Raw genomic sequence first — 23,208 nt, 5'->3', positions numbered from 1 at the left:
TTAACTCTGATCAAGTAAAAATAATTTTCTATTTTCTGTGTTATCATAATAAATTCTCCATTCAGTAATAAGATCGTTTTCAATTTTTGCTGTCCAGATTGCAGGATCGTAAGTATTATCTTCATTCCAATATGCATATCCAACTAAAATCACCAAATCATCTTTTAATTCTACTCTCTTAAAAGTATTTTTATAATTGGGAAACATCTTGAAAAAATTTTCCCAGCATCCAATCACATATTCCTTAGGTTGGTGTATATTATCATCACGATCAATAAATGTATGCTCATCTGCCATCAATCTGGAAAGTCCTTCTAAATTCTGATTACTTATATAATCATTAAATTGTAAAGTTGTTAACATTGGATCTTTTATGTTCATAAATAATTTACCCATTATAATTGATAACACTCTTTTCTAAAAATGTTTTTCAAAGGAAAGGATTTCATCTTCAAATTTATGCTTTTTGAAAAGAGAAATTGCGGTTTCATTTGTTAGTTTAATGAAAAGCTCGCAAGTCTTGGAAAAGCTTTCAATGTTGTTTCCGGAATTCTTACTTTGATCCTTTCTTTAAGCAAATGAAGCAACTCGAAAGCGTTTGCAACAGCATATCCTGTAGGATGGTTGTTCATTATTACATAAATCTCTTTTACTTTATCATAAATTTCTTTAAGCTTTCTATCAATTTCAACTAACTCGCCGGGTAAATACAAATATTTATATCTTTCACTCTGCTGCTCATAAGTCTGTTCCTTTCCAAAATTACTAATTGATTTTTTCCACTCTTCTTTATTTCTTCCATGAAAACGAATGTAAGCTTTATCGTTTGTTACTGTTGGTTCGAAAGGAACCGATCTTCCAATCTGCGGTTGATCAATTGTACAAAAAGTAAGATTCATCTCGTGGAAAAGATCGTATGCAGTTTTAGTATTCCAGGACGAATGTCTTACTTCAACAAATAAATTATGATTTTGAAAAATCTCTTTAAGATTTCTGATATGCTCCGCAGCAGCATTATTAAAAGCAAAGGAATAAGGAAATTGAACAAGCAATCCTCCAAGCCGTTCTGATTTTTTAAGAATATCCAAATTGATTTGAACAGATTTTATATTCTGTTCATCAAATTTTCTTTTGTGCGTAAAATCCTGATGAAGCTTAAAAGTAAAAAGAAAATCTTCTGCATCGGCAACCTTCTCCACCCATCCATTTACAATTTTGGGATTGAGATAAGCATAGTATGAAGCATTAACTTCTACAACATTAAAGTATTTTGAATAGAACTGCAGCCAGTCGAATACTTTTGATTGAGCATTCGGATAAAAATTAGGCACCCAATCCTTATAAGACCAGCCAGCAGTACCGATGTAAAGTTTAGGCATAACTTATTTTAATTTTAGTTTTCAGGATAATGTTTATCTAATGAACATTTTAAGATATTGTTTTCAATATATTGCCGTATATGGAAAAGGTCATTTTCATTTCTGATTATATGTTCATAATAATTTCTTTGCCAAATTTTTTCTCCAATTTTTTCATCTCTTTGATTAATTATTTTTGTTGTTTGATATTTATAATATGCAATGATTTTTCCTAACGTAATTCGATGTTTCCATCGTAGGGGCGAGGTTACCTCGCCCCTACGATGAGAACTCTGTTCATTGATAATAATTATTCCATGTAAATGATTTGGCATAACAACAAAATAGTCAACTTCAACAAATCCGAAATGATCGGGAATCCTTTCCCAGCAATTTTCGATTATTCTTCCCTTCTCATTTAATTTCATCTCTTCATTTACAATTTCGCCAAATAAACAATTTTTATTTTTGGCACATATTGTAACGTAATACCACCCTTCCCGTGAATAATCATATTCTTTTAATCGAATTGATTTACGATTTGGAAATATTTGTTCCATACTTATAAAAATTTATTACCCGGCTTTCTTTTCCATCGTTCTGTAAATTCCTACGGCTACACCCACCACTTTAAATCTGGGAGAATTTTTCTTAACAACTATTGGTTTATATTCTGGATTTTCAGAATGCAATTCAATTCTTCCTTCCTTCAAATAAAACCTTTTTATTACTGCCGCATCATCTAAAATCGCAACCACAATTTGCCCGTTCGTGGATTCTTTGTTTGGATTTACAATAACAATATCTCCGCTAAAGATGTAGGCATCCTTAAGACTGTCACCTTTTACCTTCAACAGAAATGAGTCTTTTGGCATTCTTGCAATGCTTGGCAAATCAACTGTATCAATCGCATCCGGATAAATGGTTAAAGGGCTGCCGGCAGCAACTTCTCCAATTACCGGACGCGGAATAAAAAATTTGTGCTCAACAGTTATTTCTATTCCCCGAGAAAGCTTTGGATTCCTTTTTACAAATCCTTTTTTTTCAAGCGCACCAAGATGCTGTTGAACTGTAGCTCGGTTCTTATATCCAAATTTATGTGCAATCTCTGCCAAAGTTGGTGGCATTCCTCTTTCAACTTTTTGATCAAGAAGATAGTCCAAAATTTTTTTTTGAATTTCTGTTAACTCGCGTGACATAATATACCTCCGGTTCCTTCAGTTACATTTCTAATTTATCTTTTCTAATAAAACTTTTAATAATTAATGAATGATAGCTTTAAAATAAAATTGCCATACATCTGTATGGCAATTTATAAAAGAGATGAGAATTTGTCAAGTAGATGACAAATAAAAATTAGCGTTATTCTAAAGTTAAAATCTTCTCTAAAGAATCAATTAATTTTTCTCGTAAAATTGGTTTAGAAATAAAATCGTTAAACCCGGCTGCAATAAATTTTTCCTTATCGCCTGGCAAAACATAAGCTGTAACCGCAATAATTTTTGTCTTTTGGTAATTTGGAAGTTTACGAATAATTCTAAGTGCGTCAAGACCGTTATACTCACCTTGAAGGTTAATGTCTAATACAATGAATTCATATTTCTTCTGTTCAAGGAATGGCAATGCAGCTTCAAAACTTACAGCAAAATCAATTTGTCTTAATTCCTTCATCTGAACTTTAAATAATATCTGGGAATCAACCTGGTCTTCTACATACAAACATGCCAGCTTTGATAAATCAATTTTTTCTTTAGATAAACTGGATGATGCAGATTTAACTTCTTCAACAACCGGTTTAATTTCGGCAACAGGTTTTGCATCTACAACCTGAATTATTTCAGCAACTGGTTCATCTTCCACAATTGGTTCATCTTCAACAGTAAGCGGAGCTACTTTTTCTTCTTTTATGGATTTCTTTTTACGAATGGGTTCTACAATTTCCGCTTTTTTATTTATAATCAATTCAATTTCTTTTTCTTCAACAACTTCAAATTCGGATATTACATTTTCTCCAGATAATTCTTCAACTTTAATATCTTCCTCAAATTTTTCAGCAATTTTAAATTCAAGCGGAAAAATGAATCCAATTTCTATAAAATCACCACCACGACTTATAGTTTCGTATTTCCCACCCAGCAATTCACCTAACCTTTTTGTTAATTGAAGTTTTAATTTGGATAAACCAAAATCTTTTTTAGGACCATCCTCACCAGAAGTAAAAATATTTGTAAGATTATTAACTAAGTATTCTGATACTCCCTTTCTATTATCCTTTATAGTAATAATATAATTTTCATCATCAAATTGGTATGCTGAAAGATAAAGCTTTTTTTCTCTTGTAATTCTCATTGCGGTAGAAACAAACATAGTTAGGAATGATTCCATTTTATGCTGATCGGTGTCAATGTTTAATGATGATGATATTTTTCCATACGCAAACTCAACATTGGTTGACTTGGAAACTCTTTGTGTATTTTTTTGAATCGTTTCAACAACATCCGTAAATAAAAACTTTTTAGGATTCAATTCAATTTTGTTTTGTTCAATTTGTGAAAATTCCATCAAGGAATCCATCGTTTGAAGTAAAACTTCCCTGTTCTGTTCGATTATATCAATCGCTTCTTTTTGTTCAGAAGTAGGAGTAGAAAGATTTTCTGTTATTTCTTGAACAAATCCAAGAATTACATTCATTGGAGTTAGAATTTCATGAAAAATGTTCGAAAGGAATGAAGCACTAATACCAGTAGTTTTTTCTCCAGTTCGTTTTTCATCAGGTAAAGATATTTTTTTATCCTTTCCACCTAATAATGGATAAGCAAGAATATTAAATGAAATAATCTGTTTATTAAAATCAAAAACGGGAGTGGCAACTAAATTAGCATCAATCAAATCCCCGGTTTTCTTTTTTAATACAGTTTTTAATTTAACTGGCTGTTTAAGAAACTCGCTGAAAACTTCGCTGTTGATTTTTATTCTGTCTTCATCAGAAGCTAAGGTAATAAATGGGCGATTTTTCAATTCACTTTTAGAATAACCAAGAAATGCATAAACAGAATTATTTGCAAAAGTTATAAATCCTTCAGGATCAGTTACAAATAAAAGATCACTTGTATTATCGAATGAAGCTTTATAAAGCTGAACTTTCTTTTCTAATTCTAATTTATCCGTTACATCTTTTACTATATTGAAATGAGATTTTTTATCTTTATGGTCAAATGTAGTTTTACTTATTTCAACAAACACAGCAGAACCATTTTTCTTTTTATGTCGCCAAGGTCCAGTAAACTTTGGTTCCGATACTGCAGAAACTGATGTATCCAATAACGTCTGAATATCATCAGGCGAATAAAGGTCGGTCAGATCCATTTGAAGAAATTCTGTTTTATTATATCCATACAAATCCAAAGCAGCCTGGTTCACCTCTAAAAATCTTAAATTTTCAATATCATAGATATACATTGGTTCTGGACTATTTTGCATTATTAATTCGTACATTTTACCTTTATCCTTTATTATGGTTTTTAATGCATCAGAAAAGTTCTCTTCAACAAGAACAAGATAACCTTCCAATTCACCCACTGAATTATATAATTTTCTTAAATTAAAAACAAAGAAATCTTTTAGGGAATTTGATTCGGGAAATTCAAATTCAATTCTTTCAACGTTTTTGTTACCTGAAATAAATTCACCAATAATTACTCTTATTCTTTCTGGAAATATATTATAAGTTTCTCCAATTAGATTAGTCCCGTTTAATGATGGAAAAAGCTGTAAAAATTGTTGATTTGAAATTATAATACTGGCTTCCTTATTCAGAACTAAAATGGGATTGGAAATATTTCCCATTACTAATTCATTCAATTCAGTAACTCTGGATTTTGGTTGTAACACTTGATTACTAACAAGCTGAGTTATTCCAATAATTGCAATTACATGATTATCTAAATCGCATATTGGAAATTCAATTACCTGATGAGTTTGGTTTGATGAAATAAGCGGGAAAGAAATCCCCTCTTTAATAAAAATGCTTGAAGTATTTGCTATAAACTCTACAATTGATTGCGACAAATTGATAAGGTAATTGGGAATTAACTCTCTTTCAAATCGTCCTTCAATTTGGGCTGGTTTAAGCCCAACTGATTGAGCAAATTTTTGATTAACAATTAAATATTTTCCATCAACATTTTTAATCCAAAAGTATTCATTTAGCCTATTAATTTCATTTTGAATATTATTTTTACCAATTAACGTAAAAGGAAAATGAGATTTGATTTCTTCAATAACTTTTATAATTACTTCGTCATTAATTAAATCAACAATGTCTTTGTTAGAAATCCTTAGCTTTATTGAACTTGATTTTGCACCATTGCCAGACGTGAGGATAATTAAAAATAATTTATTTCCATCAAGATTGTAAGGTGAAATTGAGATGTTAACTTGCCTGGTAATTCCATTAAATAATTGAATATCAATTTCTTTAACTATGTTTTGATTATTTGAATCTGTAAAATCAAATAGTTTTTCAATCTGTTGATACGATTCAGGTTGGAATAGTTCAGAAAATTTATTCAGGTTTAGGCTTGGAGGAAAAAGCTTTTTTGCTGCTGAATTAGAATATAAAATTATACCTGCATTGTCTAATACAAAGGCTTCATCATTAATTTTGTCAACTAATCTTAAAATATCTAATTCTATGTTCATTACTCTCTAGGTAATCAATTTTTGCAGTACTATAAAAATTCAGATACATCTGCTCCCTGTTTCTTGTTAAGCATACTATAAAAGCTCAAGGACAATTACCTGAGGATGGTGTTAAAGCTTTGGCTTCATCCGAAAAATCTGATTCATCTGAAGCGCTTAGAGCCTTTATTCTGTAATAAAATTCAATTCCTGCGCTTATTCCCTCTTTATCAATATATTGTTGAACATCAGGAAGTAATTCAGCAATTTTGGAATACGTTCCCCATTGAGAAAGTTTTCTTTCTAAAATTAATTTTAGCGCATCAACTGCATTATTTTGCCAGCTAAGTTTAATTTGAGTTGGGCACAATGCAATTGCAGTAAATTTAGTTGGTCTTGGGTAAGTACTAATTCCACCGGTGGAATTTACCAAATTACTGAAATCGGATGGTTCATTATCCCGGACAGACCGAACTTTATAAAAATAAATTAATGTCGTATCACTTATAGCGTCATTACAGCGAATTGTATTGGGAGAAAGATATTTTACTGTACGAAAATCAGCATTACCATCTTTACGCCATAATTCAAATCTGGTCTCATCATCAGAGTTATCATTCCACTCTAAATTAAATACTTTATCAGAAAGCTGGGATAAAGAAAGGTTTGAAGGTGCATTAGGTGGAATTACCGGAACATCTAATTGAGCAATGTTAGAAAATTCAGTTGTGTTACCGCCATTTGTATAAACTTGAACTTTGTATGAGTAATTGCCTGCTGAAATATTATTGTCAGAATAAGTAACTTTTCCAGAACCTACTGAATCAATCTTTCCAAAATTTAAATCTGAATCTTTTTTTCTAAATATTCTGGTATATAAATCATTTGCATTATTATCAACCCAGGTTAAAACTACAGACTTAGAAGTTGGATTAAACGAAGCCGAAAGGTTTGTAGGTGTAAAAATATCTTCAGTTAATGTTGTTACCTGAACTTCGTTTGACCAATTAGATTTTAAGGTATCTATCTGGGCACAAATCCTATATTGAAATCCTGTTCCAGCGGTAATATTTTTTGTGTCAATATATTCACTAATGTCCGGATTGATAGTAGCCACATTTATATAAGGAGATTCATCACCAGCCCATTTCCTTTGCAAAAGAAAACTTGTTTCATTGTTTGAATTATCTCTCCAGGTAAGCTTAACTGTTTTAGTACCAGTAGAAATTGCCGTTAATCCTGTAGGAGCCTGCGGTGGATCTCCGATGGAGCTTACCTGATTTGTGAAATTTGAATATCCATATTTATTATATGCTCTTACTTTATAATAATAGATTTTTTTATCATTGGTCTCTACAACATCATATGATCTGGTTCCAGCAGGAATCGTTTTATAATAATTAAAAACTCCGGTCTGTCCTTCCTTACGATGAATTTCATAACCTAATTCGTTTGAAGGAATATAATCCCAGGTAAGTGTAAAGTGTAACTTTGATTTAATTTCCAATTTAAGAAAAGTAGGTTTACTTAACTGCTTAACAATATAAATCCCTGTCATTTCGTTACTTTTTTTTGAATTACCTGCAACATCATAAGCAATTAAATAATAGGAAATCTGTTGACTAACAAATGTAGAATCCAGTACAAAATAAACTTCAGGATGAACATTTTCTTTTGCATTAAAACTATTCTGGAATATACCATTCAGCACAACACTTATTGAGCTTAATTCCTGATCATCAAAAGCAGTATAACTTATTTTAACAGTATCAACTGAAATTGTATCGCTCGTTGCTGGTTTGTAGACTGAAACACTTGGAGGTAGTTTATCAGTTGAATTCAATGAATCTACGCAACCGACGACGGAAATGATTAAAGGAATAATGATTAACATTATTTTAAAAATAAATTTTTTCATGACTATTGAGGTTCCCAAATAAACATTTTTGATTTATGTATTCAGATTATCGTAATCAACATAATAGGAAACAGATTCACCTGCTTCTAATTTTTTTATCTTTAACCTTAGGATTTGAGTACGGCTATCAAATTCATACTTAGGAATTTTAGTTCCAAAAATTTCTGAAGAGATTTGAATATTTTTAACATCTTTGTTCAAGTTAACCTGTACAATCACATTATCTACATCAGTATTTCCAGGATTAGAAATTTCTACGGCAACACGACGGGCGCTTCTTACTTCCGTACTAATTTCCATATTATTTTTAGAAAGCCACCAATTTTTAACTTCTGAAGCACTTGCAATCCATACATTTTTACTTTTCATATACCTGATTAAATCTCTAACTACTTCTACATATTCCGGTGAACACTGATAATCTGTATGGATTTTAAAAATGTATAATCCACCTTCAAATAAAAGTCTATCAACATCTTCCTCATAAGTATAAAGCTGAAAATTTTTTTCCTTCAATCCGTAATCTCTAATAACTTCATAATCATCTCTTGCGGTTTTAGTAAAAGAAACAATCTTTTTATCTCCTCTAATCAGAGTCCGGGGTACGGATCGGTCGGTAAGCGAATCAGTTAAAACATAATCATAACCGGAGGATACTAATGCTTGAACACTATTTTCATCATATAATCCATATAATGGTAAAGCTCCGCTAATTTTTACATTCGGAATTTTTTCCAATCCTGCTTTACCTTGTTTAAAACGAATTACCTGTGTATTGTAATCATATAGTTTATTTACAGTATCCGTTACTGATTCTAAATATCCAATATCAACAATGTCGCCCACTTCTCCGTACTTATATAATTCTTTCAATAAAGATTGGTTTTCATCTGTAATAACAGGATCAACAAAAAACGTCATTTTTACATCTTCACTTTTAGCAATCCCAAAAAGATTTTTAACATTCCAAATTTTATTTGTTAACATCGGGACGATAATGGCTGCTGCTCGGTAAGTTGGAGGCCAATCTTTAACAAGGACAGTTGGTGTATACATTAACCAATTAACTGAGTTCTTAAATAGTTTTTCGAAATTAATAAAATCTTCCTGTTCGCCAATAACTGAATTTAGTTCAAAGCCATACCACACATATCTTCCTTTACCATAAGTACCATAAACTATTCCGGCACTTTTATCTACTTCTTCCCTTACTAATCCAGCTTCTTTTCTAAAGTTATACCAAAAACTAACTTGGGTTGTTCGTGGGTCCAAGACTTCGCAGGAAATCGGTCTATCCCAGGTAGCAATTTTTAAAGGATAACCCGTTGGAATGCCAGCAGTAAGTGGAAGGTTTCCGCGGAGCGTATGAATTCGCGAAAATTCTTCGGGAGTAATTTCTTTGGTAAATTTTAATCCATAAACTTCTGAGAAAAATTCCCATCCTCTCCATTTGCCATCATCAGAAAAAGATGCTGTGCCACTTGTGGAAAAAATGCTTCCGCCTTTTTCAATATACTTTTTTATTTGTGATATTTCTTTATCACTAAGTGATTTTGATCCAGGTAAAACTATTAGATCATATTTGTAATGCTGACCTAATTCAATTTTTTGGTCGTTAATAATTTCATAATTAATTTTTTCAGCGTCTAAAAATTTTTTCCAGGTGGAAATATTGTCATTCAACCAGGTGCTGCCCTGTGGCAACATATTCTCAGTATATTTAGAATAAAGAATGCCTACATTATATTTTTTTTGTGAGCTAAATATTTTAAATGTATCTTTTGATGGTATTACTTCTGCAAAGTCATACTTACCATAAACATTTTTAAGTACAAGCAGCAGAATAAGTACAGAAGCAGTTAATAAAACTAACCCGGAAAGTAAAATAATAAGCTGGTTTACTTTTATCCTATTTGGTTGATTTACCGCCACTTTAAGTTTTCCCCGGTTTTAGTTTTATTTACCGGCACATAACCTTCAGAAGTGTATTTCATGAATTTTTTATCAGCTGGGGTCTCATCAAATTCACCTTCAGCCTGATTTTGTTGAGGATAAGGTGCGCGTTGTTGAGGTCCATGCCTATATTCGCCTTGCTGAACATTTTCTTGCTGTCCTGGTTGAGTTCCCGGTCGCGCTTGTTGTTCATAAGGCACGTTCTGATAAAATTGATCTTGAAAAACTTGCTGTCTTTGCTGAACAGGTACACCCTGTCTAACAACAACCTGGGCAGGAGTATAAAGTTCACCTTCAACTGCTCGTGGTTTAGGAGCAGTGGCAAGTTTGCCTTTACCTTCCCTTATCTTGTATAAAACGTAAGCTCCAATAGCCAGTATAAATGTGCTAATTGTTGCTACAAGAATTATGAACGATAGTATAGGAATTAATTCCATAAGTCACCTCTTTAATAAACTTTTAAGCTTTTGCAACACCAACTCGTTCAAGTTTTCCCCATGTCATTTGGAATCCGAGGAATTCTTCTATTGTTGCCATAAATTTTGTAATATCGATTAATAGTATAAAAAATACACGATAAACAAGAGCGTAAGGAATTAACCTTGCATCCTCTTTTTCAACAGCAATGCAGTAAAGGGCTGTCATTAAATCCAATAGCGCTAAGCCAGCCCACCAAAAAACCAGCAGATTAGACATACCGTAAAGCACCGCTACGATAATAAAAAATAGGTTAGCAAAAATATTCATTGTGGGCCATATTAATGCTTCGTAAAACATAGACCACAACACCAAAGAATTAGAGAAATTTAGAGTTGGGTTTAATAGATGCCGTTTATGTTTACGTATTGATTGTATAATTCCTCGTGTCCATCTATATCGCTGTTTTAATAATTGATTTAATGTAGCAGGAGCTTCAGTCCAGGAAATTGCATTCGGTTCATATTCAATCCTCCAACCGGCTGCAAGAATTTTTAAAGTGATGTCTGCATCTTCCGCAAAAGTATCACTTGAGTACCAGCCGGCATCTTGAATAGCTCTTTTCCTGAAAATGCCAATTGGACCTGGGATAATATTAACCAATCTTAAAAAGCCTTGTGCACTTCTGGGCATGTTTAAACCTTCAAGATATTCTAATGCTTGAAGATCGGTTAGGATTTTTTTTCTGTTCATCACTTTTACATTACCAGCAACAGCACCAACCATTGGATCTATAAAATGTGTTATACCAAACTTCAAGGTGTTTTCAGATAAGTGAGAATCGCCATCCATACATAAAACAAATTCCCCTTTTGCATATTCTATCCCAGCATTTAAAGCTCTCGATTTACCACCATTTGGTTTATTGATTAACGAAATTCTTACTTTTGAGTTCATACCATCTCTAATACCAACTAATGATTGCCCAACAATTTTCGTATTGTCTGTTGATCCATCATTTACAATAATAATTTCGTAGTTAGAATAATTTAACTCAAGTAATGATTTAATTGAATCTTTTAATACTTTGCCTTCATTATAAACAGGAACAATGATAGAGACGAATGGTGAATATGAATTTTTATTTTTTACTGAGTATCTTGTAATAAAAAAGTAAGCCATAAATAGGGTGGAAAAATATCTGATAAGTAGTACAAAAAGAAAAATAACGAGAGAAACGATGGATGAGAATACAAACAAGCTATTTAAAGCCAATCCGGTTAATGGTAGAGTAAAAACGATAACTAAAATAAGAATTAATGAAAGTACTCCAGTTCCTATAATTGTTTTAAGATGCTTTGAAGCTCGGTCAGGTATTTCTGATGAAACTTCATAATTATTCAAAACAATTTTTCGTTTCACTATTTCTTTTTTATCAGGCATTTATTGCTCTTTTTAATTTCTTATCATAACATAAAATCAACTATAGTGCCACCAAAACACATCAAAACAGCCAAATTATTAGATTAACCGTTACTTAAAGTGTCCTCCTTTTATACACATCCCAATATGTGAATCAAAATGGACAAAGTAAAACACTTTAACTATCACATCAATAATCATTGTTTTTTAAATTCATTCATTAGCGCTTCAGTTAAAAGATCAGCTACTAAATTACCGCCGTCAGAAGTAAGATGGCAATAATCTCTTAAAGCCATTTGTGGTTTTCCATTAACCCAATCTTCAATTGAATTAGCACCCCCCATAGCTTCAAACAAATTCCAGAAAGCTATTTTAGTTTTTTCAGCCAGATTTTTCTGAGCTTTTAACAGTAAAGGAATCCCTGGATCAGTAACAAACGAAGTTCCTTTTTTAACACTTTTATCACCAACGCTAACAAGTAAAATACTCGCATTTGGAAAAGCGGATTTCAAATAATTAATTACTTTTTCCATTTTGGTTTCGTACCATTGATAATCACTATTTTGCGGTGAAATTACATTCACACCATAATTAAGAATTATCAATTTATAATCTAATAAAACGTTAAAATCTTTTAGAACTGGTAAAGTAATATCCGTTAATTGAACTCCCGATTGTCCCTTCATTGGAAAATTATCTACATACACACCATTTCCATTCTCTAAACTTACACCATAAATATAGGCTTTTGGACAAGTATTAAAATCAAATCTGATTGAAGTAGCGTCGGTTGGTGTAGTAAGGACTAAATCTCTTACTTTATTAAGTGCGTCTAATTTTTTGCTTTGCGAAGCACCATTATTAAAGGAATATTTAACAGAACAAGCGGCATCCTGATTATTGTAAAACAATCTGACTGTCTTGAAAGATTTGAGGGTTTTTGTAAGTCTTGTGGTTTCAAATTTTGCAAAGCTTCCATTTGCTGGTACAAATGCACAACCATTGATTCCTAAAGGTAAATTATTTGCATTTCTTTTAAATAATGAAGCTTCACTCCAATCGTTGGAAAATGAAACGGTCGTAGTTTTTCTCATACCATAATCTTCTGTATTTATAGAAACAAAACCAGCTCCATTTCCGCCAAAAGATTGCTGCAAATTTTCCCTTAAACCTTCTGTAATTACATCGCCAAATATTATTGAATCACCAAAATGACCAATTCTTACTTTCTTATTTTTACTTTGCTTAAGTGCGCCGAAGAAATATTTAAGCTGCTCTAAATTACCCGTGATGGGAATTTTTTTACCTAATAAGGTTGTAGCAGTTGAATATAAATTATCTGCAGTAACTGATTCAGCAAGTACATTAAAAAATGATTCTTTTGGATTATCAGAAAAGGGTTCTGCAGTAACCAAAACAGTGGGAGTTAAAAAGGTAATTGCCATCAAACATAAAAAATTAAAATTTAATTTAGTGATAACCAAAACTGAAACCTCCGTATTATTTTAAAGTACTTAAAATTTTATAGGACAAAATAATCAAATTAAAAATCAAGTTCTCACTTTTTTATTTTGAATATAAAGAATCTGATTTATTCTTTGAAGTATCAGATATCAACTACAGTTAAAAACTCCAGTATGCATATATGGACGACGATAAATAACGGTATGATGAATCATATCTGTAAGTACTGCCTATCTGCAATTTAGCAGTAATTGTTAAATTAGAAATTGGTTTATACGCTACTGAAGCGGATACTTCCCTGATAATGAAATCACTTTGAGGGACGTAACCAATCTTGCCACCAATGATTACTTCTAGCGAAGATTCTTTTTGAACAAACCAATCCAACCACAAACTATGAGATTCGAAATCTTTTGGTGAATAATAAAGAAATTTTGTGTTATCATACGGTGATTTTCCTGCCTTTCTAGCATAGTTGGAATAGAAGTATTCATAACCAGCCCAAAGACCGAAATCAAATAACTTTCCTAATCGCAATTGTAAATCGTTGCCGGCATTTCCATCAGATAATTGTAAATAATGAAAGTGACCCGAAAATTTTATTGATGGTCTTGGTTGATAGTATCCCATAATTTTATATAAAGTCGCATCGATCCTGTTATCTGTTAAAAAACTATAATCAACTAAATATGGAGAATACAAAATTAATCCAGCATCAGTGTTTTCATAATAACCGGCTATCATAAAATAATTTTCTTTTTCATATTTTAAAGTAGCGTCGCTAACGGTCCGATTGTGAGCACCATCGTAAGTTAGATTTCCTAATCCACCACTAAACGATAAATATTTATTGAACCAAATTGAAATTACACCTTTAAGAGATGAATAATTCCGATGAACAAAATCTCTCTGGAGCATTCCCCTATTGAAGGATCCTCCTATTGATAAATATCCAGTTAAGCCAACATCAATTCTTCCTCCAATAATTTTGTAGATGAGATCAAAATTATCTGAATAATAAGAAAACAATGGAGCGATGCCGACTCCTACAGGAAATGAAGAAAATATTCCTGCAATTCCCGTTACAGGAATCCAGCCAATTCTTTTTTTAAGTATATCTATCTGCGTGGAGTCTGTTGTTTTGTCTAATAATTCTGTATATAAATCCTTTCCTTCATTATAATGAGCATTCCTTACATAAGCTTCAGCTAAATAAAATTTGGCATCGTAACTGGAAGAATCTTCTATCACAAGTTTTTCTAATTCAGTAAGCGCAAGTGTAGAGTCTCCGCCCCACAAATATGCTTTAGCTCTCAAAAGCGAAACATTATAATCATACTCTTCATTCAATATCTGATCATAAACTTCTATTGCTTTTATGAAATTTTTGTCGCACATATTTGCCTCTGCATATTCAAGCCGCACAGACTTATCCGGGTTACTTACTTTAGATAAATATTCTTCATACTTAGCGATAGCTCCTGGGCAATCACCCCCAATCGCCAGATTTCCAGCTTCTCTACGCAATTCAACTAATTTCATTTCTTCATTAAACGCAAATGCATCATCGTAAAAATTCTGCGCTGCTTCTACACCTTTGCTTTTAGGATCAATCTGCCGAGCCATTTCTAAATAAGTTTTAGAAGAATCAAAATTCTTTTGCTGACCATAAAGAATGGATATTGCAATTACGGCATTCAAATTTTCCGGTTGTTTACCAACAATATTAATTAAATAACCTTTTGCCACATCAAGGTCCTGAACTGTCCAAACCGATATTTGTGCACGAAGTAACTGATAATCCAGATTATTTGGATCTGAAGCTAAAAGATAATTTAACTGAGCGATTGCCTTTTCCCAATTGTAATTCCAGGCTGAATATTGTGCATCCCTGAACCTTACTTCCAATTCTTTATCCTGTGGAACATCTTTTAGATAAGTATCCAAAACCGCTAAAGCGCTGTCATATTCGGCAAGGTGGGCATAGTATTCCGCTATCTTAAGAACTGCCTCCCTATCTTTGGGATTGCTTATAATTCTATCACCGTACTCTTTTATTTTTACCCTGTAAATTTTGTCTCTGTAGGTTGTAACGCTATCCCAATATTGTTGTACTTTAGGAATATCAGAATGATCCTTATTCAAAATTTGCAGCTGTTGATAAGCTTCTTCAATCCTGTCATTTTTATATAGTTGTTCAACTAAGGCTAAACGTGTTTCATAATCATCTGGATTCTTACGCACTGAACGGTAATATTTATCAATAGGATATTCTTTGGCTATAGGACCTTTTTTATATCTTGCTGTTGTATCAACCCACTCAAAAAGATATGGTTTTCCTTTTGCCTGATCTAAGCCATCTTGTGCTTCCTTAAAAAAAGGTTTTAATGCAAGAGCATTTTCAAACGCTTTTATTGCAATGCGATTTTTTCCAAGCCACATTGTAAAAAATCCATAACGGCTCCAAAGTCTCTGGTCATTCGGAAATCTATCCGTGTATTTTTTAAGAATTTTTTCCCCTTTTACAATTGAGTTGTTATGAGCAAGTATTTCCGTATATCTAATAACTTCATCAGATGAAGCATCATCTCTTTTCAAATATTCATCATACCATTCTTCGGCTTCTTTCCATGCTCCAAGATTTTTTTTGCATTTTCCAATTTCAAGATAGTTTACAGCAATATTTGGATTTATAGCAATCTCTCTTTTATGTCCTTCTATTTTCTTGTTAAGTAAAGCATGCCATATATCTTCAATTCTGGCAAGATCTTTTTGGATTTGATTGTTATTTGGTTCAAGTTTTACCGCTCTTCTTAAGTCAAGTGCAGCCCATTCATACTCTCCTCTCCCCTCATAGCATAATCCCCTTAAATGTAAACCATCTGCTTTATGAGGTACTGCTGAGATGTATTTATTCAGCAAATCAATAGCTTCACCATATCTGCCGGCTTGCATGTGTTTGATTGCTTCCTTTTTAAACACATCTACATTTTGAGGTAGTAAATTTGTTGAAAGAAATGAGACGAAAATGAATAGTAATAGTAAAAAATTCTTCATCAGAATCTGCTAAATTTATTAAATGAATCAAAATTACCGCGCGATATCATTTCATCTGATGTAATATAATTCATTAGTGACTCTGCATTCTCAATATTTTCATCAATCTCCACAGATAAAACCGAAATATAATTTAGTACTGCTTTAACATAATCAGGATTTGTATTTGGTAAATTATTCTGGATTTTTGAGATCATATCCTGAACACCTTTTTTATCTCCACGAACTATTAGAACAACAACTTTATTATCCTTAACACAAATTTTATCCTTCTTATCAGTAGCTAATCTTATTGCATTCTGAAGTTGGTTAACTGTTAGTAACCCATTCTGTTCAGCCCCTGCATCTAATTTGAATGATACAATGTTAAATACTTGTCCCGTACTTTTATATAAAGCAATTTGATTGTTAAGGATCAACAAAAAGTCGTTAAAATCATAAAGATTAGAAAATGAATATGGTTCCGAAGGAATTTCGAAACTTGATAAGCTTAAATAGCGCGAATCCTTTTTACTGTATGATGGTGGTTGAGGTGCAGGAAAATTTTGAGTTGGAAATTGCATACCTTGCTGAAAACTGTTTTGCTGATAATTGTTTTGTTTAAAATCAACAACAATTCCTTTATATGGTTCGATAAAATAATCTGCAGAAAATTGCCCTTCCGTATGCCCTATATTAGGTGTAATAGTTAATCTTCCACCCTGGTATTTTCCCTCGCTTCCTAATGGTTTTTTCTGAAGATAAATTGTACCGGTTACAAATTGTGCAAGAGAATCCACAATAGATTGGGCAACCGGGGTTGCAGGCTCGCCAATAATAAACAAACTGATAATATCTTTTTCTTCTATTGTTTCTAATGTTTGGAGGAACGCATTGCGAAGTAATTCAAGATTCGAAAATCCTAAGTAAGGTGTAATTTCATCAAAAATTATTCTGTTTGGAGTAAATTGATTTACAACTGTTACAATATCTTTAAAATATTCAATTAAATATTCGTCTGGATTTCTAATATCATTTATTTCTGTTGGAGGAGCAACTCTTACAACTACAATTAAATTTTGATTCATAAAACTTTGCAAATCAAAATCAATTGATGCAGCATGGATCATCAAATCTTTCGGACGCATAGTAGTAAAATAAAGGCATATCTCTTTTTGCTTTGCTGCCTGAAGTGCATATTGTAAACCTAATAAAGTGCGCCCCGATTTTCTGGGACCGAGTAAAAGATATGTACCACCTTTATAAAATCCGCCCCATGCCTGGTCCACAAGTGTAATTCCAGATTGAATTAACTGTATATTTCTCTTCATAATAATCTTACCTAATTTTTACTAAATAGGACAATTTGTATACCTGTATTAAATTAACATTATAGTCTATTTTCCAAGCATCGCATAAAATATTTTGAACCATTTTGAGAAATTTATTTACTTTGATCCAATATAACACATAGTGATTTTTAATTACAATTAAGTCAATTTTGCTTTGAAAACCAGCCGACTACAAAAACAGCAGTAGCATTTGTTGTAATTGTAGGTTCATTTGTTACAAAATCTATTCGGTCATCATAGTAAACTGCATCTGCCGTTTGAAATTTTTGGAATCTATCATCGGACTCAAATTTAATTTTATATTTAGAAAAATTTTGTTTGCTAACGGGACCTGCAGATACAGCACCTGGAAGATAGCCATTATTAAAAAAGGCAAATTGAGAATGGAAATTATGTGAGTACTCTTTACCAATATTATAAACAAAACTAACACCCCATTGATTGCGACCAAATATAAAATCTCTTTGTAAAATAAGCAAGGAATCAAATTGGTTGCTGTAGGATAATTTCTTCCATAATATTGATTGCAAAGCCACACCTAATAATGCAGTATTGGATCCCCAGCTATCATTCACAGCTTCGTTAAACAATTTTTTATCTTTTAATTTGTCAAAATGATTTAATGTGCTTAAAAGATGATTCTGAAACTTGGAATCTTCTTTTGCCAATCGATAGTACAGGATAGAATTAATATCTCCCCAACTCCACCAAAAATCTGGGTTTGTTGAATCTGCCAGAATTTTTGCATCCTTCAAATATTTTGGATTTTGAGTTGTAAGATAAAGTTCCATCGCACCAATTCCAAGCTTGCCAAAAAATTTTGCATCTCGATAAGCAATAGTTGATGTGTCTAAATCAGGAACTTCATTTCTTATTGAATAAAAATTTTCTGCTGCAGTCAAACAGAGGTTAGCGAATTCTGGGAATTTAATTTTTGAATTCCAGGTGCGGGCAGCCAATGCCATAGTGGCGGAATAAATCCCAATTAAATTTTTTCCAATACCTAAAAATGCCGGTCTATCTGTTGCCAGTTGATCATCTTCTGGTTTTCGCCAACCTTGCGCATGATCTCTATTATCCTGCACCTGTGTAATAAATTTCTGATTCTTATAATTCAATCTTAAAAGCCAATCCAACCCAATTTTAGCTTCTTCTAAAATATCAGGTACACCATTTTTATCATTATCAAACCCAAATTTTTGTGGATCAAACTCGTAAGCAAAAATCAAAATATAAGTAGCGTATGCAGTGGTATTTAAAAACTTCACATAATCGCCAGCATCATGCCATCCACCGGTAACATCAGGTTTTTCATTTATTACTTTGCCATTATCAATAATACTTGTAGCATCAAAAGGATGACAAACTTTGTGGAGCAATGGGTTTGTATATCCGCAGCGTTGTACTTTAAAAAATAACATTAAGGAATCAACTACTCTATTATAAATTCCTTCCCCAATTTCAAAGGTAAAAGATTTAGTAGTTTCAATTTCTATAAAGTACTTCCCAGGTTTTTTAACCATAGAAAAATTGATTTGATATGAATAATTAAAAGATCCGAATATGCCTGAGCTTTCTCCCATTTTGTCTTTTAGTACAACCTTACCTTCAGCATTACAGATTGAAAACGGTTGATTAAGTAAATCCATATTGGATAAAACAATTGCTGTTTTTAAATCCTTAGGAAGGAAACCAACCTGGTTTACTCTAATAAAAATTTCTGCTGAAGATATATCGTGCCCACTCAACAAAAAGAGTGATAGAAAGGATAGGAAGAATAATTTTTGTTTTATGTTATCTTTCATTATTTCGGATTAATTGGAACTTCTACCAAGATATTTTTCGCAAATGTGTTTCATTGCAGTATTTGCAGAATTAAATGCCCAGATAATTGATCCGCCTTTATTACCAGCGCTTAAATCACCTATAAGAAACATGCCAGGTACATTGGTTTCGTAACCTTTTTTTAGAATTGGTTCTTCACCATTAAATTCAATTCCAATCATTTTTAAAAAATTGTGCGGCGTTGTGCCACCCAGGGCATAAACGATGTAATCAAACTGTTCACTTAAATATTTTTTTTCTTCAAATTTAACAACTGATTTACCAGAAATATCAGTTACTTCTGCAATGTTAGAACTATATAATATTTTAACTAGTTTTCTTTGTTTTAATGCCAGTATAGATTTTTTATTTATATCATTCATTCTTGTAAATTCATCACCACGGTAACTAAGATAAACAGCATTATCATCCTGCGAAAGGAATTGACAATATTCCGAAGCAGAATCCCCACCACCAACAACTAAAACTTTAGAGTTTTTTATTTCTACTGAAGTAATATCAAATAGAATTTTTTCTTTTAATGTGATAGGTAATTTATATGCTGGTTTATTTGGTTTGCCTAAAATTCCGATTGCAATGGCAACAACTTTCGTGTCATATGCACCTTTATCAGTATAAATGGAAAACCTTTGCTCGCCTTTTGATTGATGAATCTTCCAAACTGTTTCACTGTAATGAACATTTAAATCAAATTCAGCAATGGATTTATCCAGGTAAGATATTGTTTCAGTTTTTGTTAAATCAGTTATGCACATTGTTCCTGTGCAAACTACTTCAAATCCTTTGTAATTGGCAGTAACTACTTTTTTATCCGGATAATATTTTTTAATAGAAAAAGAGTGTTCATTAGCTTTTTCGATGATTAGAACATTTTCTTTTTCAACTCCGGCAACTCTGCTTTCTGCAGCCATACTAATTCCAGCGGGTCCCGCACCAATAATAATTATTTCATACATAATTTAACTTTCTTTACTTTAAATTAATTCCTGAGAGATTAATAAAAATGATGAATGTGAAAACTTAAAAAGTATTTTTAAGTTAAGAATAATAAATCAAGATTGATCGATAACCTATTTGCTAATTTAATTGAATATTAATTTCAAATCTTTTTTGTTACACCAATACCGGGTTTGTTTGTTAAAGTTACTTTTCCATCGATAACTTTCGTTCCATCAAATATATCATTATTTATAAGAAGTGCACCATCAAGATCAGCCCAATCAACCATTGGTGAAAGTTGAGATGCCGCAGAAATTGCACAGGAAGTTTCAGTCATACAACCAATCATTACTTTCATTCCCAGTGAGCGGGCAAGTAATAACATTTTATAAGCTTCACGCATTCCGGTACTTTTCATCAGCTTTATATTAATTCCAGAATAAATCCCGTGAGCTTTGTTTACATCTGCAAGCCTTTGAACAGCTTCATCTCCAATTGTTGGAAGAGGACTATTTTCTGTCAACCAAGCCATATCATCTATCTGTGTTTTAGGCATCGGCTGTTCAACAAAAAGACAGTTCTTTTCTCTCAACCAATGAATCATTTCCAGGGCAAAATTTTTATCTTTCCAGCCTTCGTTTACATCAACTGTAATTGGAGTATCTGTAACAGAACGAATAGTTTCAATCATCATTTTATCGGTGTCTCTACCAAGTTTTACTTTAAGTATTTTAAATTCAGAAGCTTCTTTAGTTTTTTGCCTTACTACCTCTTCAGTATCAATACCAATAGTAAACGAAGTGTAAGGAGTTTTCGTTTCATCAAAGCCCCAAATGTTATACCAGGGCTGGTTCAAAAGCTTGCCAACCAAATCGTGCATAGCTATATCAACTGATGCTTTTGCTGCTTTGTTTCCTTCCATAATTGAATCAATATAATTAAGTATGTTTTCCAGTTCAAAAGGATTTTCAAATTTGCTTAAATCAATTTTTGATAGAAAAGCCGAAGCTGTATCCTGATTTTCTCCGAGGTATGGTGGCATAGAAGCTTCACCATAACCGACTATTCCATTATAATCAATTTCGGTAAGCATAACAGGTGTAGTAGTGCGGGAGCTTTTTGCAATTGTAAATACATGTTTTAGTTCGAGAGTGTAAGGTTTGAACGTGAGTTTTAATTTTCCTGATTTCATATTGTTGTTATTATTATTGGCAAAAATATTTTTAGGATAACCGGCAAATAATGTTGATCCGGTTAAAACACCGGTAGTTTTTAAAAAATTTCTTCTGCTCTGATTCATTAATTAACCTCGTTGTAAACTTTTTGATTTTTTAGCAGGTAAACTCCATTTTTATCCAGTGAAGTTAGTATCCTTTTAGCACGCAGAAATGTGCTAAATCTGCGAGGACTGAAATCCTTACTGTTTTTATCCAGGCTATTTATTCTTACAAAACCAGATGAGTGAATGAACTTACCATCACCTATATAAATACCAACATGCGAAGCTTTTTCTTTTTTACCATTGTTAGCTTTAGTGCCAAAAAAAAGTAAATCTCCAGGTTTAAATTTCGCAAAATCAATTTGATCGGAAACTAGTTCTCCAACATTAACTTGCTGCGATGCATCGCGTGGCAACAAAATTCCGTTTAAGTAATAAACCGATTTTGTAAATCCGCTGCAATCAACTCCCTTCATTGAAGTACCGCCCCACAAATATGGAATTCCCATAAAAGTTTTTGCAGTTTGAACAATGTTACTTTCATTAATATCCAGATTATTTAACCATTGATCAAATCGTTGGCAATTTTTAGCCGGAACAAATGCAGTTCGTTTATCAGGATATTCAACTTTAAAAAAACCATTCCTTTCATCAAGGATTTTTAAAAGATCACCTCTAACTAAATCAGAAACAATCTGGGAATTTTCATTCGCTTCTAAATATGAAACTCCGTAGTTAACGTTAAAAATAATTTTATTGGATTTAATCCAATCCTCATATTCAATTTTGTTCATCAACTGAACCGCATCATCTTCTGCCCAGGCTATATAATCATCAGGGGTTTGAATCAAATACCAACCATCATGTAATTTTTTATATACCTTCACAGGTGTTCCCAATAATGCTTGAGTAGCTAATTCCTCTGGATGGTTAGGCTTGGTTCTAATATTGGCAACGGAAATGTTAATAACACCAAATATTTTTTCTCCAAGATCTTTTGCCGGAAGAATCTTTATGGAATCCTTAACTTTATATTTTAGTTCATCCAGCTTTTGCTTCAAATCGGTTTTAATGATGGGCAAATTAGTTTCACCTTTTAATATTATTTCATTTTCTTTTTGAGTATGAGAAATATTAAAAATTGCTACCCGTTTGTCTGGTGCGTATTTGGATTTAACCTGTTCAATTATACCCTGGATTTCTTTTTCCTTATCCTGACTTTTCATAAGTTGATTTATGGTTAAGTTTAGAATTAATGATTGAAAAATAAAAAGGAAGACTGTTTTTGCCGAAAAGAATTTCATTTTGGATTATTCTTAATTTATTCAGAACTAATTTAATTAAATAATGAGAAATTGAAAATAGAAATAATGAAAATTATGGAATTGACAATTAAGTTTTGTGAAGTATAAAGTTTTAGGGAATGATTTAAAAATTATCATTCATTATTCGTAACAGTAATTTAATTCTTTTTACTTTTTGTTTGATTTAATCCTTCTAAAATTATTTGTTTATTATCATTGAATACTAAAGCCCCTAAAATAAGGGGCATGATTATGAAATAATTTTATACAAAAAAGCTGCTGAATTATTATTGCAAAATAT

16 protein-coding genes are annotated in these 23,208 nt (G+C 32.1%); all 16 read right to left on the bottom strand.

Annotation, left to right across the window (positions count from 1 at the left end; translation table 11 throughout):
• A complete protein-coding gene (locus NTX22_03260) occupies positions 1-381 on the bottom strand; it encodes a hypothetical protein (GenBank protein ID MCX6149526.1) in 381 nt (126 codons plus the stop codon).
• A 113-nt stretch (positions 382-494) separates the two neighbouring features.
• Entirely contained in the window at positions 495-1,379 is an 885-nt protein-coding gene (locus NTX22_03255; protein ID MCX6149525.1) for a DUF72 domain-containing protein, read from the bottom strand.
• 14 nt (positions 1,380-1,393) lie between these two features.
• Positions 1,394-1,918, bottom strand: a complete 525-nt coding sequence (locus NTX22_03250) for a hypothetical protein (GenBank protein MCX6149524.1) — start codon at positions 1,916-1,918, stop codon at positions 1,394-1,396.
• 15 nt (positions 1,919-1,933) lie between these two features.
• Positions 1,934-2,557 (bottom strand): transcriptional repressor LexA, encoded by a 624-nt coding sequence (gene lexA / locus NTX22_03245; GenBank protein MCX6149523.1) that lies wholly within the window; start codon positions 2,555-2,557, stop codon positions 1,934-1,936.
• 163 nt (positions 2,558-2,720) lie between these two features.
• Complete coding sequence (locus NTX22_03240; GenBank protein MCX6149522.1) at positions 2,721-6,059, bottom strand: PAS domain S-box protein; 3,339 nt, start codon at positions 6,057-6,059, stop codon at positions 2,721-2,723.
• 85 nt (positions 6,060-6,144) lie between these two features.
• Positions 6,145-7,956, bottom strand: coding sequence for a fibronectin type III domain-containing protein (locus NTX22_03235; protein MCX6149521.1), 1,812 nt, complete (start codon positions 7,954-7,956; stop codon positions 6,145-6,147).
• A 33-nt stretch (positions 7,957-7,989) separates the two neighbouring features.
• On the bottom strand, positions 7,990-9,888 hold the full coding sequence (locus tag NTX22_03230) for a hypothetical protein (protein MCX6149520.1): 1,899 nt from the start codon (positions 9,886-9,888) through the stop codon (positions 7,990-7,992).
• Positions 9,879-10,346 (bottom strand): hypothetical protein, encoded by a 468-nt coding sequence (locus tag NTX22_03225; protein ID MCX6149519.1) that lies wholly within the window; start codon positions 10,344-10,346, stop codon positions 9,879-9,881. Before NTX22_03225 ends, NTX22_03230 begins: the two co-directional genes overlap by 10 nt.
• Before the next feature lie 22 nt (positions 10,347-10,368).
• Positions 10,369-11,769: a glycosyltransferase gene (locus NTX22_03220; protein ID MCX6149518.1), complete on the bottom strand. Its 1,401-nt coding sequence runs from the start codon at positions 11,767-11,769 to the stop codon at positions 10,369-10,371.
• A gap of 176 nt (positions 11,770-11,945) precedes the next feature.
• Complete coding sequence (locus NTX22_03215; protein ID MCX6149517.1) at positions 11,946-13,232, bottom strand: hypothetical protein; 1,287 nt, start codon at positions 13,230-13,232, stop codon at positions 11,946-11,948.
• Between the two features lie 139 nt (positions 13,233-13,371).
• Positions 13,372-16,269, bottom strand: coding sequence for a tetratricopeptide repeat protein (locus NTX22_03210; protein MCX6149516.1), 2,898 nt, complete (start codon positions 16,267-16,269; stop codon positions 13,372-13,374).
• Positions 16,269-17,579: an RAD55 family ATPase gene (locus NTX22_03205; protein MCX6149515.1), complete on the bottom strand. Its 1,311-nt coding sequence runs from the start codon at positions 17,577-17,579 to the stop codon at positions 16,269-16,271. The genes NTX22_03210 and NTX22_03205 overlap by 1 nt, the downstream gene beginning before the upstream one ends.
• A 164-nt stretch (positions 17,580-17,743) precedes the next feature.
• Positions 17,744-19,405 (bottom strand): glycoside hydrolase family 9 protein, encoded by a 1,662-nt coding sequence (locus NTX22_03200; GenBank protein ID MCX6149514.1) that lies wholly within the window; start codon positions 19,403-19,405, stop codon positions 17,744-17,746.
• Positions 19,406-19,414: 9 nt separating this feature from the next.
• Positions 19,415-20,401 (bottom strand): NAD(P)-binding domain-containing protein, encoded by a 987-nt coding sequence (locus NTX22_03195; protein MCX6149513.1) that lies wholly within the window; start codon positions 20,399-20,401, stop codon positions 19,415-19,417.
• 143 nt (positions 20,402-20,544) lie between these two features.
• Positions 20,545-21,684 (bottom strand): dipeptide epimerase, encoded by a 1,140-nt coding sequence (locus tag NTX22_03190; protein MCX6149512.1) that lies wholly within the window; start codon positions 21,682-21,684, stop codon positions 20,545-20,547.
• A complete protein-coding gene (locus tag NTX22_03185; GenBank protein MCX6149511.1) occupies positions 21,684-22,907 on the bottom strand; it encodes a C40 family peptidase in 1,224 nt (407 codons plus the stop codon). Before NTX22_03185 ends, NTX22_03190 begins: the two co-directional genes overlap by 1 nt.
• Between the last annotated feature and the right edge of the window lie 301 nt (positions 22,908-23,208).

The organism is Ignavibacteriales bacterium, from assembly GCA_026390815.1.
Classification (GTDB): domain Bacteria; phylum Bacteroidota; class Ignavibacteria; order Ignavibacteriales; family SURF-24; genus JAPLFH01.
This window is presented reverse-complemented; position numbering and strand designations above follow the sequence as displayed.

Excerpts from the sequence above, each read along its gene's own strand:
- lexA (MCX6149523.1), bottom strand. The coding sequence starts at position 2,557 with ATGTCACGCGAGTTAACAGAAATTCAAAAAAAAATTTTGGACTATCTT.
- NTX22_03225 (MCX6149519.1), bottom strand. The coding sequence starts at position 10,346 with ATGGAATTAATTCCTATACTATCGTTCATAATTCTTGTAGCAACAATT.
- NTX22_03260 (MCX6149526.1), bottom strand. The coding sequence starts at position 381 with ATGAACATAAAAGATCCAATGTTAACAACTTTACAATTTAATGATTAT.
- NTX22_03195 (MCX6149513.1), bottom strand. The coding sequence starts at position 20,401 with ATGTATGAAATAATTATTATTGGTGCGGGACCCGCTGGAATTAGTATG.
- NTX22_03240 (MCX6149522.1), bottom strand. The coding sequence starts at position 6,059 with ATGAACATAGAATTAGATATTTTAAGATTAGTTGACAAAATTAATGAT.
- NTX22_03200 (MCX6149514.1), bottom strand. The coding sequence starts at position 19,405 with ATGAAAGATAACATAAAACAAAAATTATTCTTCCTATCCTTTCTATCA.
- NTX22_03255 (MCX6149525.1), bottom strand. The coding sequence starts at position 1,379 with ATGCCTAAACTTTACATCGGTACTGCTGGCTGGTCTTATAAGGATTGG.
- NTX22_03185 (MCX6149511.1), bottom strand. The coding sequence starts at position 22,907 with ATGAAATTCTTTTCGGCAAAAACAGTCTTCCTTTTTATTTTTCAATCA.
- NTX22_03235 (MCX6149521.1), bottom strand. The coding sequence starts at position 7,956 with ATGAAAAAATTTATTTTTAAAATAATGTTAATCATTATTCCTTTAATC.
- NTX22_03210 (MCX6149516.1), bottom strand. The coding sequence starts at position 16,269 with ATGAAGAATTTTTTACTATTACTATTCATTTTCGTCTCATTTCTTTCA.
- NTX22_03220 (MCX6149518.1), bottom strand. The coding sequence starts at position 11,769 with ATGCCTGATAAAAAAGAAATAGTGAAACGAAAAATTGTTTTGAATAAT.
- NTX22_03205 (MCX6149515.1), bottom strand. The coding sequence starts at position 17,579 with ATGAAGAGAAATATACAGTTAATTCAATCTGGAATTACACTTGTGGAC.
- NTX22_03250 (MCX6149524.1), bottom strand. The coding sequence starts at position 1,918 with ATGGAACAAATATTTCCAAATCGTAAATCAATTCGATTAAAAGAATAT.
- NTX22_03190 (MCX6149512.1), bottom strand. The coding sequence starts at position 21,684 with ATGAATCAGAGCAGAAGAAATTTTTTAAAAACTACCGGTGTTTTAACC.